Consider the following 12,156-nt stretch of genomic DNA (forward strand, 5'->3'; position numbering starts at 1 on the left):
CCCCGGTTCGCAGCTTTCCCCGTGCCGCCATCAGGCGGCCAAGGCCAGTGGCGCCTTTCGGTAGGCCTCGCCACGGGTCGGTAGTGCCCACGCGATCCGTGCGCCGGCCACCGGACAACGACGGAGCCGCTCGGCCGCGTCACGATAACCGAGCCGCCGAAAGAGCTAGAAAAGGCGCCGCTCCGGCCCGTAGGGCACCACCACCTCGTCACGGCCGACCAGGTTCAGCAACTGGCGCGCGCGCTCGTCGAGCTGGTCACGGTCGAGCAGGTCGCCGCGCAGGCCGTCAACGCGGCGCTCCATGGCGGCAAGGTCGCCCTGCACGCGGGCGCGTTCCACCAGCGCCTCCGCGATCTGCTGCTCGCGCTGGTCCCGCGCGATCAGGCCGCGTTCACCATGGATCGCATGCCACACGAAATAGCCGCAGCAGGCCAGGAACAACATGGGCAGCATGGCCGCGCGCAACTTGCGCGCGATCCAGGCGGACAGGCCCGGGCGATCAGCCGTTTCATAGTCGTTGTGCAAGTGTCCGAGCCCCCCAGCCCGATCGCGCGGCAACGGATCCCCTCACCCGCGTGGCGCGCGCCCATAAGGAATCAGAGCGCGCGCGGACTGTCCAGGGGAAAGCGCGTATGGCCTGCGTGATTCAGGCTGGCGTGCTCAGCGGCGCACAGCCAGGCGGCCGCCGTAGCGCGCTGCCGGGCCAAGCTGCTGCTCGATACGGATCAGCTGGTTGTATTTCGCGGTGCGGTCCGAGCGCGAGAGCGAGCCGGTCTTGATCTGACCGCAATTCGTCGCCACCGCCAGGTCGGCAATGGTCGAATCCTCGGTCTCGCCGGAGCGGTGGCTCATCACCGCGCGATAGCCGGCGCGATGCGCGGTCTCCACCGCTTCCAGCGTCTCGGTGAGCGTGCCGATCTGGTTGACCTTCACCAGGATGGCGTTGCCATAGCCGCCCTCGATGCCCCGCCGCAGCCGCTCGGTGTTGGTGACGAAGAGATCGTCGCCGACCAGGTTCACCTTGGCGCCGAGCTTCTCGGTCAGCAGCTTCCAGCCGGCCCAGTCATCCTCGCTCATCCCGTCCTCGACGGAGACGATCGGCCATTTGCCGCAGAGCCCTGCCAGGTAGTCCACCATCCCGCCGGCATCGAGCGCCTTGCCCTCGCCCTCCATGGCGTACTTGCCGTCCTTGAAGAACTCGGTCGCGGCGCAGTCGAGGGCAAAGACGATGTCCTCGCCCACGCGGTGGCCCGCCGCCTCGCAGGCCTTGGCGATGAAGGAAAGCGCCTCGTCCGCGCTGCCGATGTTCGGCGCGAAGCCGCCCTCGTCGCCGACATTGGTGTTGTGGCCGGCGTCGTGCAGCGCCTTCTTCAGCTGCGCGAAGACCTCGGAGCCGATGCGCACCGCATCAGCCATGGTGCCGGCAGCGACCGGCATGATCATGAATTCCTGGATGTCGATCGGGTTGTCCGCGTGCTTGCCGCCATTGATGATGTTCATCATCGGCACCGGCAGGGTGCGGGCGAAGACGCCGCCGACATAGCGGTAGAGCGGCTGGCCGAGATTGGCCGCGGCGGCCTTCGCCACCGCCAGGCTGACGGCGAGGACCGCATTCGCGCCGAGCCGCGCCTTGTTCGGCGTGCCGTCGAGCTCGATCATGGTCTCGTCGATCTTCACCTGCTCGGTCGGGTCCATGCCGCCGATCGCGTCGAAGATCTCGCCTTCGACATTGCCGCAGGCCTTCAGCACGCCCTTGCCGCCGTAGCGCGCCTTGTCGCCGTCGCGCAGCTCCACCGCCTCATGCGCGCCGGTGGAGGCGCCGGAGGGCACGATGGCGCGAGCTCGGATGCCGCTGTCCAGCACCACCTCGGCCTCGACGGTCGGGTTACCGCGGCTGTCGAGGACCTCGCGGGCGATGATGTCGGCGATGGCGGCCATGAGGGGGCTCCGAGCGATGCATGCGCTACCCGGCGATTAGACGCGCGTCGCCAGCCCGGCAAGAGACCAGCCGACACCAACACCCCCGGGCGCAAGGTCAGGATCACCAGCCGCGCGCACCCGGGCAGCACACAACCGCCATGAACGGCCATCCCCAAGGGCTGATTGCACCTGCCACCCTGGTTTCCGCCGCCCGACTGGAGACACGGGGCGACCGGTATCTGCTTGCCGAAGCCGGAGACTTCGCCTTCTGGGCCGCGCACGAGGCCCTCTCGGCGCCTGGCGAGTATCCGCGGGAGGCGCAGTGGGCGAACGCCGCGTCGTACTACCTCGTCCAGGTCGAGAATGGCGGACACGGCCAGTTCGTGTTCAAATCCGGCCCTTGCCGAGCGACACTGGAGGGCATCGGCAACCTGCTGGCCGCGGCCGATTTCCCGGAGTTGCACGCCATCTTCCGCGAGTTCGTGACGCTGATCGAATCGCCGGAAGCGAGAGCGGCGGCGCTGGAAGCGGGTGGCTTCGAAGGGACGCCGGATGAGCTGACGCGGCTGGATCGGCGCTTCTTCAGCCTCTGCGACGGCGACGCAAAGCGGGCCCGTCTTGGCGATTGGGCCAGACGCCTGCCAAGGCTGCGGTGGTTATCGGTCGAGAAGCTCAATGAGGAGCGTCCGGCGGTTCTTTCATCGGCGCCGATAGCGGCTGGCGCAGGAGCGCCCCAGAAACAGAGGCTTCGCCTAGAGGACCCGCCGGGTGTCCCACACCGCGGCGGTGCCGCGCACGCGCGGCCGGCCCTGGTCGTCGCAGGGCTCCACCCGGCTGCGCGGCACCGCCAGCGCCCGGAGCATGTTCGCGTCCTTGGCGCGGCTGTAGCCGGCCAGCTTGATGTCGAGCGAGCCGTCCGGATGCACCTTCGTCACCCGGCCCCAGTCACCTGCGAAGGCAGTGACCAGCGGCCCGCCCTCGTCGCGGCACAGGCGCACGAGGTCGCCCGCCTCGTAGAAGAAGATCTCGACCCCGCCATGTCCTGTCGTCACCCGCATGGCGACATCAAACACGGTCATGGTTGAGATTGGGTTACGCTGCGTTCAGCCGCGCTTGCCGAGGCCGCCCCCGAGCAGCAGCGTCACCAGCAGGCCCGCCATCAGCGCCATGCTGACCCCGAGCGTGCCGAACAACGCGCCGGCCGCCACCGTCAGCACCAGCGTGATCGCCAGGCCGTATCCGAAGCGGCGCAGCCGCGCCTTCTCGTCCATGAAACCTCCGCCGGGTCAGACCAGCCGCGCCTGCTGCACCGCAGCGCCGATGAAGCCACGGAACAGCGGGTGCGGGTCGAAGGGCTTGGACTTCAGCTCCGGGTGGAACTGGACGCCGATGAACCAGGGATGCTCTGGCCGCTCGACAATCTCGGGCAGCGTGCCATCGGGCGACATGCCGGCGAAGCGCAGGCCGCACTCCTCCAGCCGGTCCTTGTAGTTGATGTTGACCTCGAAGCGGTGACGGTGGCGCTCGCGGATCTCGGCGGCACCGCCATAGACCTCCCGCACCAGCGAGCCATCGGCCAGCTTCGCTGCATAGGCGCCGAGCCGCATCGTGCCGCCCAGGTCGCCGCCGGCCTCGCGCCGCTCCACCTCGTTGCCCTTCAGCCATTCGGTGAGCAGCCCGACCACGGGCTCCGGCGTCGGGCCGAACTCGGTGGAGGAGGCACCCTTGAGGCCCGCCAGGTTCCGCGCCGTCTCGATCACCGCCATCTGCATGCCGAAGCAGATGCCGAAGAACGGCACCTTGCGCTCGCGCGCGAAGCGCACGGCCTCGATCTTGCCTTCGGTGCCGCGCTCGCCGAAGCCGCCGGGAACCAGGATGCCATGCACGCCTTCCAGGCGCTTCACGGCTTCCTCCTCGCCGCCCTCGAAGATCTGGCTGTCCACCCAGTCCAGCCGCACCTTCACGTTGTGCGCGATGCCGCCATGGGTCAGCGCCTCGGCAAGGGATTTATAACTGTCGAGCAGGTTGGTGTACTTGCCGACCACCGCGATGGTGACCTCGCCCTCCGGTGCGCGGATGGACTGCACGATCTTCTGCCAGCGCGTCACCTCCGGCTCGCCGTAGAAGGAGAGGTTGAAATGCCGCAGCACTTCGCGGTCCAGCCCCTCCTCGTGGTAACTCAGCGGCACAGCGTAGATGCTGTCGGCGTCGAGCGCAGGGATCACGCTTTCCGGGCGGACGTTGCAGAACAGCGCGATCTTGCGGCGCTCGTTCTCCGGGATCGGGCGATCGCAGCGGCACAGCAGGATCTGCGGCTGGATGCCCACGCCCAGCAGCTCCTTCACGGAATGCTGCGTCGGCTTGGTCTTCAGCTCCCCCGCGGAGGGGATGTACGGCACCAGGGTGAGGTGGATGAACAGGCTGCGGGTCGGGCCGAGTTCATTGGCGAGCTGCCGGATGGCTTCCAGGAAGGGCAGCGATTCGATGTCGCCGACGGTGCCGCCGACCTCGACCAGGACGAAATCGTAGCCTTCCGTCTCCGCCTGGATGACTTCCTTGATCTTGTCCGTGATGTGCGGGATCACCTGCACGGTGCCGCCGAGATAATCCCCGCGCCGCTCCGCCGCGATCACGTCGGAATAGATGCGCCCGGTGGTCCAGTTGTCCGCCTTGGAGGCGTGGACCCCGGTGAAGCGCTCGTAATGGCCGAGATCGAGGTCGGTCTCCGCCCCGTCATCGGTCACGAAGACCTCGCCGTGCTGATACGGCGACATCGTCCCCGGATCGACGTTGAGATAGGGATCGAGCTTGCGGAGGCGGACCTTGTAGCCGCGCGCCTGAAGCAGCGCTCCGAGGGAGGCGGCGGCGATACCCTTGCCGAGCGAGGAAACCACGCCGCCGGTGATGAACACGAACCGGGTCATGGGCTCCCCTCTTAGCGTGGTGCCGGAGTCGGGGATACCCGTCTGTTGCCGGAAGCCTGCGCGGCCAGCCATGCAGCCGGCGCGGGCCGGCGGCCGGTGATCCTCAGTTGGTCGGCACGGAGGGGGCCGCCGGCAGGGCGGGCACCGCCGGCGCCGCCGCGCCGGGTGCGGCCGGTGCGTCGAGGATCGAGCCCCGCGGCGCCTGCCCCTTGCCCAGCATCGCCAAAGCCAGGGCCAACGCCATGAAGGCGGTGCCCAGGACGGCGGTGGTGCGGGTGAGAAGGTTGGCGGTGCCGCGCCCACTCATGAACGACCCCATCCCCTGGGAGGAGCCCACGCCAAGCCCCCCGCCCTCGCTGCGCTGGACCAGGATGACCCCGATCATGGCGAGGGTGACGAGCAGGAACAGGACGATGAGGACGGTGGTCATGGCAGGCGCTATCTAGCGGCTCCGCCCCCGGATTGCCAGGGCGCGCACTCCGCATAAACGGGCTGTGGGGCGAAGTGGCTGGATGGGCGGAGCGGGGCGACCAGTCCGGCGCCCGTCGGCAGGAAGGCTTCCGAGCCGCAGACACTCCGGCCTGCCCGCTCGGCGCACGCCGCAGCTGGGCCGTTGCGTAACCATGCAACCGGATCTGATGGAAACCCTGGCGGACCCGAAGAGATTCGAACTCCTAACCCCCAGATCCGTAGTCTGGTGCTAACTCCCACACCTGACCCCACGGACCCCCACATAAGTCCGGATTTGCTTGGCTTTTCCTGTGACCCTCTTATTGGTTCCACAATGAATCACATTGCGGACCCGCTACCGGGGTCCGCAGGGGGTCCGCAGGGGCCAGTCTGGAGGTGCCGGCATGCAACGGGTGAATGACGACGCGATCGACGCTTTGACTATTCCGTCCGGTGGGCGGGAGGCGTGGCTATCCGACAGCACCGTGAAGGGCCTCCGCGTCCGGGCGACGTCGGGCGGCGCAAAGACGTTCTTCGCGTGCTGGACTGACAAGGCCACCGGCGAGCGGCGGCGGCACAAGATCGGTGCCTGGGGCGCGATCACTCTCAAGCAGGCCCGTGACGCGGCACGCATCATCCTGGGCGAAGTTGCGAAGGGCCGCGACCCGTCGAAGGAACTCGCTCGCCAGCGTGAGGCGGCCAAGGCGCGGAAGGCCGAGGAGGCGCTGACGGTTGAGGCGCTGATTGAGCGGTGGGGTCAGCACCTCGCGCGGAACAGCAGGCGGCCCGGTTATATCGGCGAGGCGAAGCGGGCGCTGAAGCAGGTGTTCGCCGCCCACCTCGGCAGGCCAGCCGTAAAGCTTGGCAAGGCCGAGGTGCGGGAGGTGTTCGACGGAATGCTGGACGCCGGCAAGGTCGGGAACGCCGGCCGGGTGAAAGCCTACGGGCGGGCCGCCTACGGCTGGGCTATGGGGGAGGAGTTGGTGCGGGAAAACCCCTTCGCCGCCCTGCGGAACATCAGCACCAAGAGCGGCGAGCGGGACAGAGTTCTGACTGACGACGAGGTGGGCGAGGTGTGGCGCGCGGCTGGAACGCTGGGCCATCCGTTCGGTCCAATGATCCGGCTGTTGCTGCTGACGGCGCAGCGGCGGGACGAGGTTGCGGGGCTGCCATGGTCGGAACTGGCGCACGACCATTCGGTTTGGACCCTGCCGGCCGGGCGATCGAAGAACGGTGAGGAGCACGTGGTGCACCTAGCGCCGGAGGCGCGGGAGGTGCTCGCGGCGGTGCCTCGCATCAACGGCTGGAGCCTGCTGTTCACCACGACAGGCAAGACGCCGCCGTCGGGCTTCAGCGTGGCGAAGCGTCGGCTCGACCGGGCAATCGTGAATGAACGGACCAAGGAAGCGCAGGAGGAGGGCCGAATACCCGCGCCGCTGCGGCCGTTCGTCCTGCACGACTTCCGCCGAACCTGCGTCACCTGGCTGGCGCAGCACGCGGGCGTGCCCCCGCACGTTGCCGACCGGATCCTGAACCACGTGGAGGGCACCATCCGCGGCGTGGCAAAGGTCTATCAGCGGGCAGAGTTTCTTCCGGAGCGAAAGGCCGCACTTGAGGCTTGGGCCCGACACGTCCTGTCCTGCGCGGAGCGGCGCGAGGCGGATGACAAAGTGGTGGCACTTCGCCGCGCCTGACGAGGTCGGTGCTGTGGCACTCGTGCAACAGCGGCGGGCAATCACGCGAGGCGCGCCGCACCCACCATCGGACCCTTCCGGACAGGAGCGGCCACGACGTGACACGAGGGTGACGCCACACTGACACCGCTCACTAGGCCAGCGCAAAGTCGCTGACGCCATCTGCGATTTCTTCAATAGAGCACTCCCTTCGAAAGGGAGCGCTCGCTTGGGGAACGCCGCGAAAACGATGGTGGCATCTAGGATTTAGTGTGGATAGAGAGCCTCCGTTCATTCCACCGAGGGTGGAGCCGACACAGATCGGAGGGCACCGAATGAAGCCGAATTTGCTGAGCAGCGCGGCCAGTGTGGCGGAGGCGCCAGCGCATGATCGTGTGCTCACGCCACGCGAGGTGCGCGAGACGATACAGGTGCACGACAACACTCTGGTGAACTGGCGCATCAAGGGCGGTGGGCCGCCTTTCGTGCGGCTGGGCACGCGCCGCGTCGGGTATCCGCAGCGCGGCTTTCAGCGGTGGCTGAACGAAAGGGAAGTCGGCAGCCGCGCCGAAGAAGCCGTGAAGCGGCAGCGGACCGTCTGAATGGAACGCCCTCGCCTCACCGGCGGGGCGGCAAGTGCGAGGGCGCGGATTGTCGAGCTGGCAGGCGACGACACCGCATTCTTTGCACAGCAAGCCGCTTTCCCGCCAGACGCAAATGCGCTGCTCGAACGCGGCGCCGCGCATCTCCACGCCTGCGGCCCGCGCGCCGTCGCGGAGTTCATCGCCGAGCACCAGCGCGAAGGCGGCGACATCCTCGACCGGCTCGACCGGTGGCGCCAGCTCGACGTTGCGCTGGTCCGGCACGTGCTGGGCCGCTGGTGCGGAGGCCGCAGCTTCCCCCCTGCAGTTTTCGAGGTGCCGCGATGACCTCCGATCGCGACCAAGACGCGCGCCGCTTCGAGGCGCCGCTGATCGAGGGCTGCCGGCTGTTCGAGCGCGTCAGCCGAAAGGGCCGGCGCTACTTGACCGGCAGGCTCGGCGGGCTGCGCATCGTCGTTTGGGAGGCCAACGACGGCGGCGAGCACAGCCACGTCCTCATGTTCGGCGCGGCCGCGCCCCCGACCAGCGGCGGCGGAGGGCGCCGATGATCGGCGATACCGTCACCGTCGTCCATGCCCGCGGTCGGCGCCTCGCCAAGACGATCGATCCGGCCGGCGTCATCGAGCCCTACGACAACGCGCGCATGGTGGATCTCCACCAGCGCCACGTCGCCGGGCTGCAGGATGTGCACATGCTGCTGCATCGCCTCCTCCACCGCCCCGACTGCTGCGTGGTGCGCGGCGAGATACTCGACCCGGCTCGCGCCCGCGGCGTTCGGCGCCTGGTACGGCGCGACCTGGAAAGCGGGGACGAGCCGACGCTGCGCGACGTGCCGCGGCGGTGGCTGGCGCTGGATCTTGATAGCGTCCCGCTGCCCGCCGGCGCCGATCCGCGCGACCTGGCGGGCTGCGCCCGCGCCGTCATGCCGCTTCTGCCCGGCGCGTTCGGCTGGGCATCGTGCGTGGTGCAGGCCACCGCCTCGCATGGCATCAAGGCCGGCGCCCGGCTGCGCCTCTGGTTCTGGCTCGACCGCCCTATGACCGGCGCCGAGGCCATCCGCTGGCTGCGCGACGCGCCGGTGGACCGCACCGTGTTCTGGGCGGCACAGCCGATCTATGTCGCGGCGCCGATCTTCCTCGCCGGCCGCCGTGACCACCTGCCGCACCGGCTGGCGGTGCTGCCGGGGGACGACGCGGTACACGCCCCGCCGGCCGCCTACCTCGCGCAGCCTCGGCGCCCGCCCACACCGCCGATCCGTCACGACGCCGACGCCGATAGGCGACTGGGCGCCTTGCTGCGGATGGTCCGGCGCGCGCCGGAGGGACGGCGCCACCCGATCCTGTTCTGGGCGGCATGTCGCGCCGGCGAGCTCGCCCGCGACGGGCACCTGGAGGAGTTGAGCGCCGCGGCCGCACTCGCCGACGCGGCCATGGAAGCCGGCGGTGACGATCGCCGCCGTGCAGAACAGACGGCCCGCGACGGCATCGCCCGCGGCAGGGAGGAAGCCGCCCATGCCTGACGGCGCCGAGCATCGCCACGACCAGCACGACGCCGAGCCGATGTCGCCGGAGTTCTCCGACGACGCGCTGGCGCTGGAGTTCTCCGCCGAGCACGACGGGCGCCTCGTCCACGTCGCGGAATGGGGGCAGTGGCGGAAGTGGGACGGGTGCCGCTGGGCGACCGACAACACGCTGACCGTGTTCGACCTGGCCCGCGCCATCTGCCGACGCGCGGCCGATCGCGCTCTCGGCCATAGCGAGGAGAAGGCGCGGCTCGCCGCCATCGTCGCCAGCGCACAGAAGGTGGCGGCCGTCGAGCGGCTCGCCCGCTCCGACCGGAGGCATGCCCGCGCGTCCGACGACTTCGACGCCGACCCCTTCGCGCTCAACACGCCGGCCGGTGTGGTGGATCTGCGAACCGGCACGCTGCGCCCGCACCGGCGCGGCGACTACTTCACCAAGGTGACGGGAGCCGGGCCCGGCGGCGACTGCCCGCGCTTCCTCGCCTTCCTGCAGGAAGTCACCGGCGGCGATCGAGCCTTCGTCGCCTTCCTCCGGCGCTGGTTCGGCTACTGCCTGACCGGCTCCACCCGCGAGCACAAGGTGGTGGTGCTGAAGGGGCCGGGCGGCAACGGCAAGAGCCTCCTCCTGTCCACCATAGCCGACGCCATCGGCGACTACGCCACCTCGGCCGACACGTCGCTGTTCACCGCCGGCCGCCATGAGCAGCATCCCACCGGCCTCGCCGACCTGCGCGGCGCCCGGCTGGTGGTGGCGCAGGAGACGGAGGCCGGCGCGCGGCTGGCCGAGGCGCGGCTGAAGGCGCTCACCGGCGGCGATCGGGTGAAGGCGCGGTTCATGCGCGCCGACTTCTTCGAGTTCACGCCGACCTTCAAGCTGGTGATGGCGACGAACCACAGCCCCGCCATCCGCAGCGCCGACGCCGCCATGCGCCGCCGCCTGCTGTTCCTGCCGTTCACCTACGTGCCGCCGATGCCCGACCCCGAACTCCCCGATCGCCTGCGCGCTGAACTGCCGGGCATCCTCGCCTGGCTGATCGCCGGATGCCTCGAGTGGCAGGAGCACGGCCTCGAACCGCCCGCCGTCGTGCTCGACGCCACCGCGGCCTACTTCGCTGAGCAGGATCTACTCGCCCGCTGGATCGCCGAGCGCACCGAGCGGCAGGAAACGGCGCAGGCGCCCGCCACCGCCCTCTACCGGGACTGGCAAGCATGGGCGCGCGACCAGGGCGAGGAACCCGGCACCGTCAAGGCGTTCTCCGAAGCCCTGGAGCGCGTCTTCGCGAAGAAGCGGACCAAGCACGGGCAGGTCTTCCTCGGCCTGCGGCTGCGCCCCTCCGACACCGGCGTGATGTGAACTGGCGGGCCTTGCGTGGCCGCTGGTGTAGGGTGGTGCAGGGTTTGCCGATTACAGCGTTACGCGTGTGCGCGCGCACGATAACGGCTCAACCGGGAAACCCTGCACAACCCTACACCCGAGTGTGCGGGAGAGGTGTTTCTCCCGCGTCGGGCCGGTCCTGGATGGCTTGCGCGTCGGCGCCCATCAGGGCGCCGCTGGCCCCGCCGAGTTGAGGATGCGATAGACGCTTGAGCGCCCGATCCCGAGTTGTCGGGCTATTTCGGATGCCGTGTAGCCGTCGTGGGACAAGGCGAACACCTTGCTGGACTTCTCCCGCGCAGTCGGCTTCCGGCCGTTGTAGCGGCCCTCCGCCTTGGCCTTGGCGATGCCCTCCCGCTGCCTTTCGAGCATTAGGGCGCGCTCAAACTCGGCGACGGCGCCGAGCATCGTCAGGGTCAGGCGACCAGTCGGGGTTCGCGTGTCCACCGGCTGCCCGCCCATGGAGAGCACCAGCAGCCCGACGCCCTTGGCCTCCAACCGGCCGATAATGTCCAAGAGATCCGCAACAGAGCGCGCAAGCCTGTCGGGCCGTGTGACCACTACCGTGTCGCCTGCCCGCACGTAGTCCAGGGCTGCGGCAAGCTCGTCCCGCTTTGCTACTGACGAGACCCGTTCGGAGAACAGCCGGACGCATCCAGCCGCGCGTAGGTCCCTCTCCTGAGCCTCAAGACCTGCTTCCTGGTCGACGGTGGACGTGCGGGCATATCCAACGAGTTGCCCGTTTGACTGTTGGTCCTTCGGGGGCACCCGCTTGACGGGCACCTTGACCCCCTTCCGCCCTGTCGCCTGCGCCATGAACTCTCTCCTTTCCCAAAAGGTCTTAGACCATACGCCTATCGGCACCCGAAAGCAATGGGACAACCTTTTGGGACCATAGCGGGCCGCCACCTGGGACGTTCCACTAGGGCAGGCTCATGTGAGACAAAGGCCATCTCCAGCCGCCCGGCGCAGGCACCCTCGCCGGGAAGGCCGCCCCCTGGACGCATCGCGATTTCTGGCGGCATGCGCGACCCCTCCCCGGCGCCAGGGAAAAATCATCGGCAGAGAAGTGCCGGGGGGAAAAACTCGGCGACCTCGGTGTACTACCCACCCCTCACGTAATCCGCCCCCGCTGCCGACCTTGCTCGGGCCCTCGCAGTGAGGTCGGGAATTTTCTGCTGGCAGACCATTCCTTGCCGTTTTGCCGCAAGAACAACGTGCAACGCCGGTCGGCGTGCAGCTATCATCCGGCACATGCGAAGCCTTGAGGATGATCCGGTCGTTGTGTTCCTTCTTCCGCTGGCGTGGGCGGCATGCTTCGTGCTCGCGGCCCTCGACGGGTTGAACGGCGCTGTAGGGCTGGACATCAACGGCGACGGCGCCGTGACTTTGCGCGACGTCTTCATGCTCGTGTGGAGTTCATGGATAGTAGCGACGGTGATGCCCGTGGTCCTGCTCGTGGCCTTCCTGGACACCACCGCCCCGGGCTTACTTCGTTTCCTGGAGATCCCTGCCCTGCTTGATGCCACGGGCACTGTCGGCCTCGTGGCACTGGGGCTGGCATCCTGGATCGGGCTACTCGTTTGCATCGCACGGCTAGAGCGCGAGGTTCGCGCGATGATGCGCTACTTGGCGATGGTCCGGTACCATCGTCGCGAACGGAAGCGCTGGCCATTTTAGACTAACCGAA

The 12,156-nt window shown here is 68.8% G+C and carries 14 protein-coding genes and 1 tRNA gene; 8 read left to right on the forward strand and 7 right to left on the reverse strand.

Annotated elements, in window-relative coordinates:
• Nucleotides 1–165: 165 nt before the first annotated feature.
• Together ACESM1_RS20365 and eno are read right to left on the reverse strand one after the other, a co-directional pair.
• Nucleotides 166–453, reverse strand: a complete 288-nt coding sequence (locus ACESM1_RS20365; RefSeq protein WP_372623041.1) for an FtsB family cell division protein — start codon at nt 451–453, stop codon at nt 166–168.
• Nucleotides 454–660: 207 nt separating this feature from the next.
• Nucleotides 661–1,938 (reverse strand): phosphopyruvate hydratase, encoded by a 1,278-nt coding sequence (gene eno, locus ACESM1_RS20370; RefSeq protein WP_372623042.1) that lies wholly within the window; start codon nt 1,936–1,938, stop codon nt 661–663.
• Nucleotides 1,939–2,078: 140 nt separating this feature from the next.
• Between eno and ACESM1_RS20375 the strand changes: the two genes are divergently transcribed.
• Complete coding sequence (locus ACESM1_RS20375) at nt 2,079–3,005, forward strand: hypothetical protein (RefSeq protein WP_372623043.1); 927 nt, start codon at nt 2,079–2,081, stop codon at nt 3,003–3,005.
• Between the two features lie 18 nt (nt 3,006–3,023).
• Here the strand turns inward: ACESM1_RS20375 and ACESM1_RS20380 are convergent, their stop codons facing one another.
• The 4 genes from ACESM1_RS20380 to ACESM1_RS20395 form a co-directional block, all read right to left on the reverse strand.
• Nucleotides 3,024–3,191, reverse strand: coding sequence for a hypothetical protein (locus ACESM1_RS20380; protein WP_372623044.1), 168 nt, complete (start codon nt 3,189–3,191; stop codon nt 3,024–3,026).
• A 15-nt stretch (nt 3,192–3,206) separates the two neighbouring features.
• The gene (locus ACESM1_RS20385) at nt 3,207–4,844 is read right to left on the reverse strand and encodes a CTP synthase (protein ID WP_372623045.1); all 1,638 of its coding nucleotides are present in this window, start codon (nt 4,842–4,844) and stop codon (nt 3,207–3,209) included.
• A 103-nt stretch (nt 4,845–4,947) separates the two neighbouring features.
• On the reverse strand, nt 4,948–5,274 hold the full coding sequence (gene secG, locus ACESM1_RS20390) for a preprotein translocase subunit SecG (RefSeq protein WP_372623046.1): 327 nt from the start codon (nt 5,272–5,274) through the stop codon (nt 4,948–4,950).
• Nucleotides 5,275–5,492: 218 nt separating this feature from the next.
• Nucleotides 5,493–5,573: transfer RNA gene (locus tag ACESM1_RS20395), tRNA-Arg, on the reverse strand.
• A 125-nt stretch (nt 5,574–5,698) separates the two neighbouring features.
• On the opposite strand from ACESM1_RS20395, the gene ACESM1_RS20400 reads away from it, so the two are divergent.
• The 6 genes from ACESM1_RS20400 (at nt 5,699) to ACESM1_RS20425 (ending at nt 10,445) form a co-directional block, all read left to right on the forward strand.
• The gene (locus ACESM1_RS20400) at nt 5,699–6,988 is read left to right on the forward strand and encodes a tyrosine-type recombinase/integrase (protein WP_372623047.1); all 1,290 of its coding nucleotides are present in this window, start codon (nt 5,699–5,701) and stop codon (nt 6,986–6,988) included.
• Between the two features lie 314 nt (nt 6,989–7,302).
• Nucleotides 7,303–7,569 (forward strand): helix-turn-helix transcriptional regulator, encoded by a 267-nt coding sequence (locus ACESM1_RS20405; protein WP_372623048.1) that lies wholly within the window; start codon nt 7,303–7,305, stop codon nt 7,567–7,569.
• Entirely contained in the window at nt 7,570–7,896 is a 327-nt protein-coding gene (locus ACESM1_RS20410; protein ID WP_372623049.1) for a hypothetical protein, read from the forward strand.
• Complete coding sequence (locus ACESM1_RS20415) at nt 7,893–8,117, forward strand: hypothetical protein (RefSeq protein ID WP_372623050.1); 225 nt, start codon at nt 7,893–7,895, stop codon at nt 8,115–8,117. Before ACESM1_RS20410 ends, ACESM1_RS20415 begins: the two co-directional genes overlap by 4 nt.
• Nucleotides 8,114–9,088 carry a hypothetical protein gene (locus ACESM1_RS20420; RefSeq protein ID WP_372623051.1) on the forward strand — a complete coding sequence of 325 codons (975 nt, stop codon included), beginning with the start codon at nt 8,114–8,116 and terminating at the stop codon, nt 9,086–9,088. Before ACESM1_RS20415 ends, ACESM1_RS20420 begins: the two co-directional genes overlap by 4 nt.
• Nucleotides 9,081–10,445, forward strand: a complete 1,365-nt coding sequence (locus tag ACESM1_RS20425) for a phage/plasmid primase, P4 family (RefSeq protein WP_372623052.1) — start codon at nt 9,081–9,083, stop codon at nt 10,443–10,445. Before ACESM1_RS20420 ends, ACESM1_RS20425 begins: the two co-directional genes overlap by 8 nt.
• Before the next feature lie 186 nt (nt 10,446–10,631).
• Here ACESM1_RS20425 and ACESM1_RS20430 read toward each other — a convergent pair whose 3' ends face one another.
• Nucleotides 10,632–11,282 (reverse strand): recombinase family protein, encoded by a 651-nt coding sequence (locus tag ACESM1_RS20430; protein WP_372623053.1) that lies wholly within the window; start codon nt 11,280–11,282, stop codon nt 10,632–10,634.
• A 438-nt stretch (nt 11,283–11,720) separates the two neighbouring features.
• Here ACESM1_RS20430 and ACESM1_RS20435 point away from each other — a divergent pair, with 438 nt between their 5' ends.
• The gene (locus ACESM1_RS20435) at nt 11,721–12,146 is read left to right on the forward strand and encodes a hypothetical protein (RefSeq protein WP_372623054.1); all 426 of its coding nucleotides are present in this window, start codon (nt 11,721–11,723) and stop codon (nt 12,144–12,146) included.
• Nucleotides 12,147–12,156: the final 10 nt, after the last annotated feature.

It is taken from the genome of Falsiroseomonas sp., assembly GCF_041690465.1.
Classification (GTDB): Bacteria; Pseudomonadota; Alphaproteobacteria; order Acetobacterales; family Acetobacteraceae; genus Falsiroseomonas.

Bases quoted from the DNA above. Each gene is read 5' to 3' on its own strand.
- ACESM1_RS20365 (WP_372623041.1), bottom strand. From the start codon at position 453: ATGCTGCCCATGTTGTTCCTGGCCTGCTGCGGCTATTTCGTGTGGCAT.
- eno (WP_372623042.1), bottom strand. From the start codon at position 1,938: ATGGCCGCCATCGCCGACATCATCGCCCGCGAGGTCCTCGACAGCCGC.
- ACESM1_RS20375 (WP_372623043.1), top strand. From the start codon at position 2,079: ATGAACGGCCATCCCCAAGGGCTGATTGCACCTGCCACCCTGGTTTCC.
- ACESM1_RS20380 (WP_372623044.1), bottom strand. From the start codon at position 3,191: ATGGACGAGAAGGCGCGGCTGCGCCGCTTCGGATACGGCCTGGCGATC.
- ACESM1_RS20385 (WP_372623045.1), bottom strand. From the start codon at position 4,844: ATGACCCGGTTCGTGTTCATCACCGGCGGCGTGGTTTCCTCGCTCGGC.
- secG (WP_372623046.1), bottom strand. From the start codon at position 5,274: ATGACCACCGTCCTCATCGTCCTGTTCCTGCTCGTCACCCTCGCCATG.
- ACESM1_RS20400 (WP_372623047.1), top strand. From the start codon at position 5,699: ATGCAACGGGTGAATGACGACGCGATCGACGCTTTGACTATTCCGTCC.
- ACESM1_RS20405 (WP_372623048.1), top strand. From the start codon at position 7,303: ATGAAGCCGAATTTGCTGAGCAGCGCGGCCAGTGTGGCGGAGGCGCCA.
- ACESM1_RS20410 (WP_372623049.1), top strand. From the start codon at position 7,570: ATGGAACGCCCTCGCCTCACCGGCGGGGCGGCAAGTGCGAGGGCGCGG.
- ACESM1_RS20415 (WP_372623050.1), top strand. From the start codon at position 7,893: ATGACCTCCGATCGCGACCAAGACGCGCGCCGCTTCGAGGCGCCGCTG.
- ACESM1_RS20420 (WP_372623051.1), top strand. From the start codon at position 8,114: ATGATCGGCGATACCGTCACCGTCGTCCATGCCCGCGGTCGGCGCCTC.
- ACESM1_RS20425 (WP_372623052.1), top strand. From the start codon at position 9,081: ATGCCTGACGGCGCCGAGCATCGCCACGACCAGCACGACGCCGAGCCG.
- ACESM1_RS20430 (WP_372623053.1), bottom strand. From the start codon at position 11,282: ATGGCGCAGGCGACAGGGCGGAAGGGGGTCAAGGTGCCCGTCAAGCGG.
- ACESM1_RS20435 (WP_372623054.1), top strand. From the start codon at position 11,721: ATGCGAAGCCTTGAGGATGATCCGGTCGTTGTGTTCCTTCTTCCGCTG.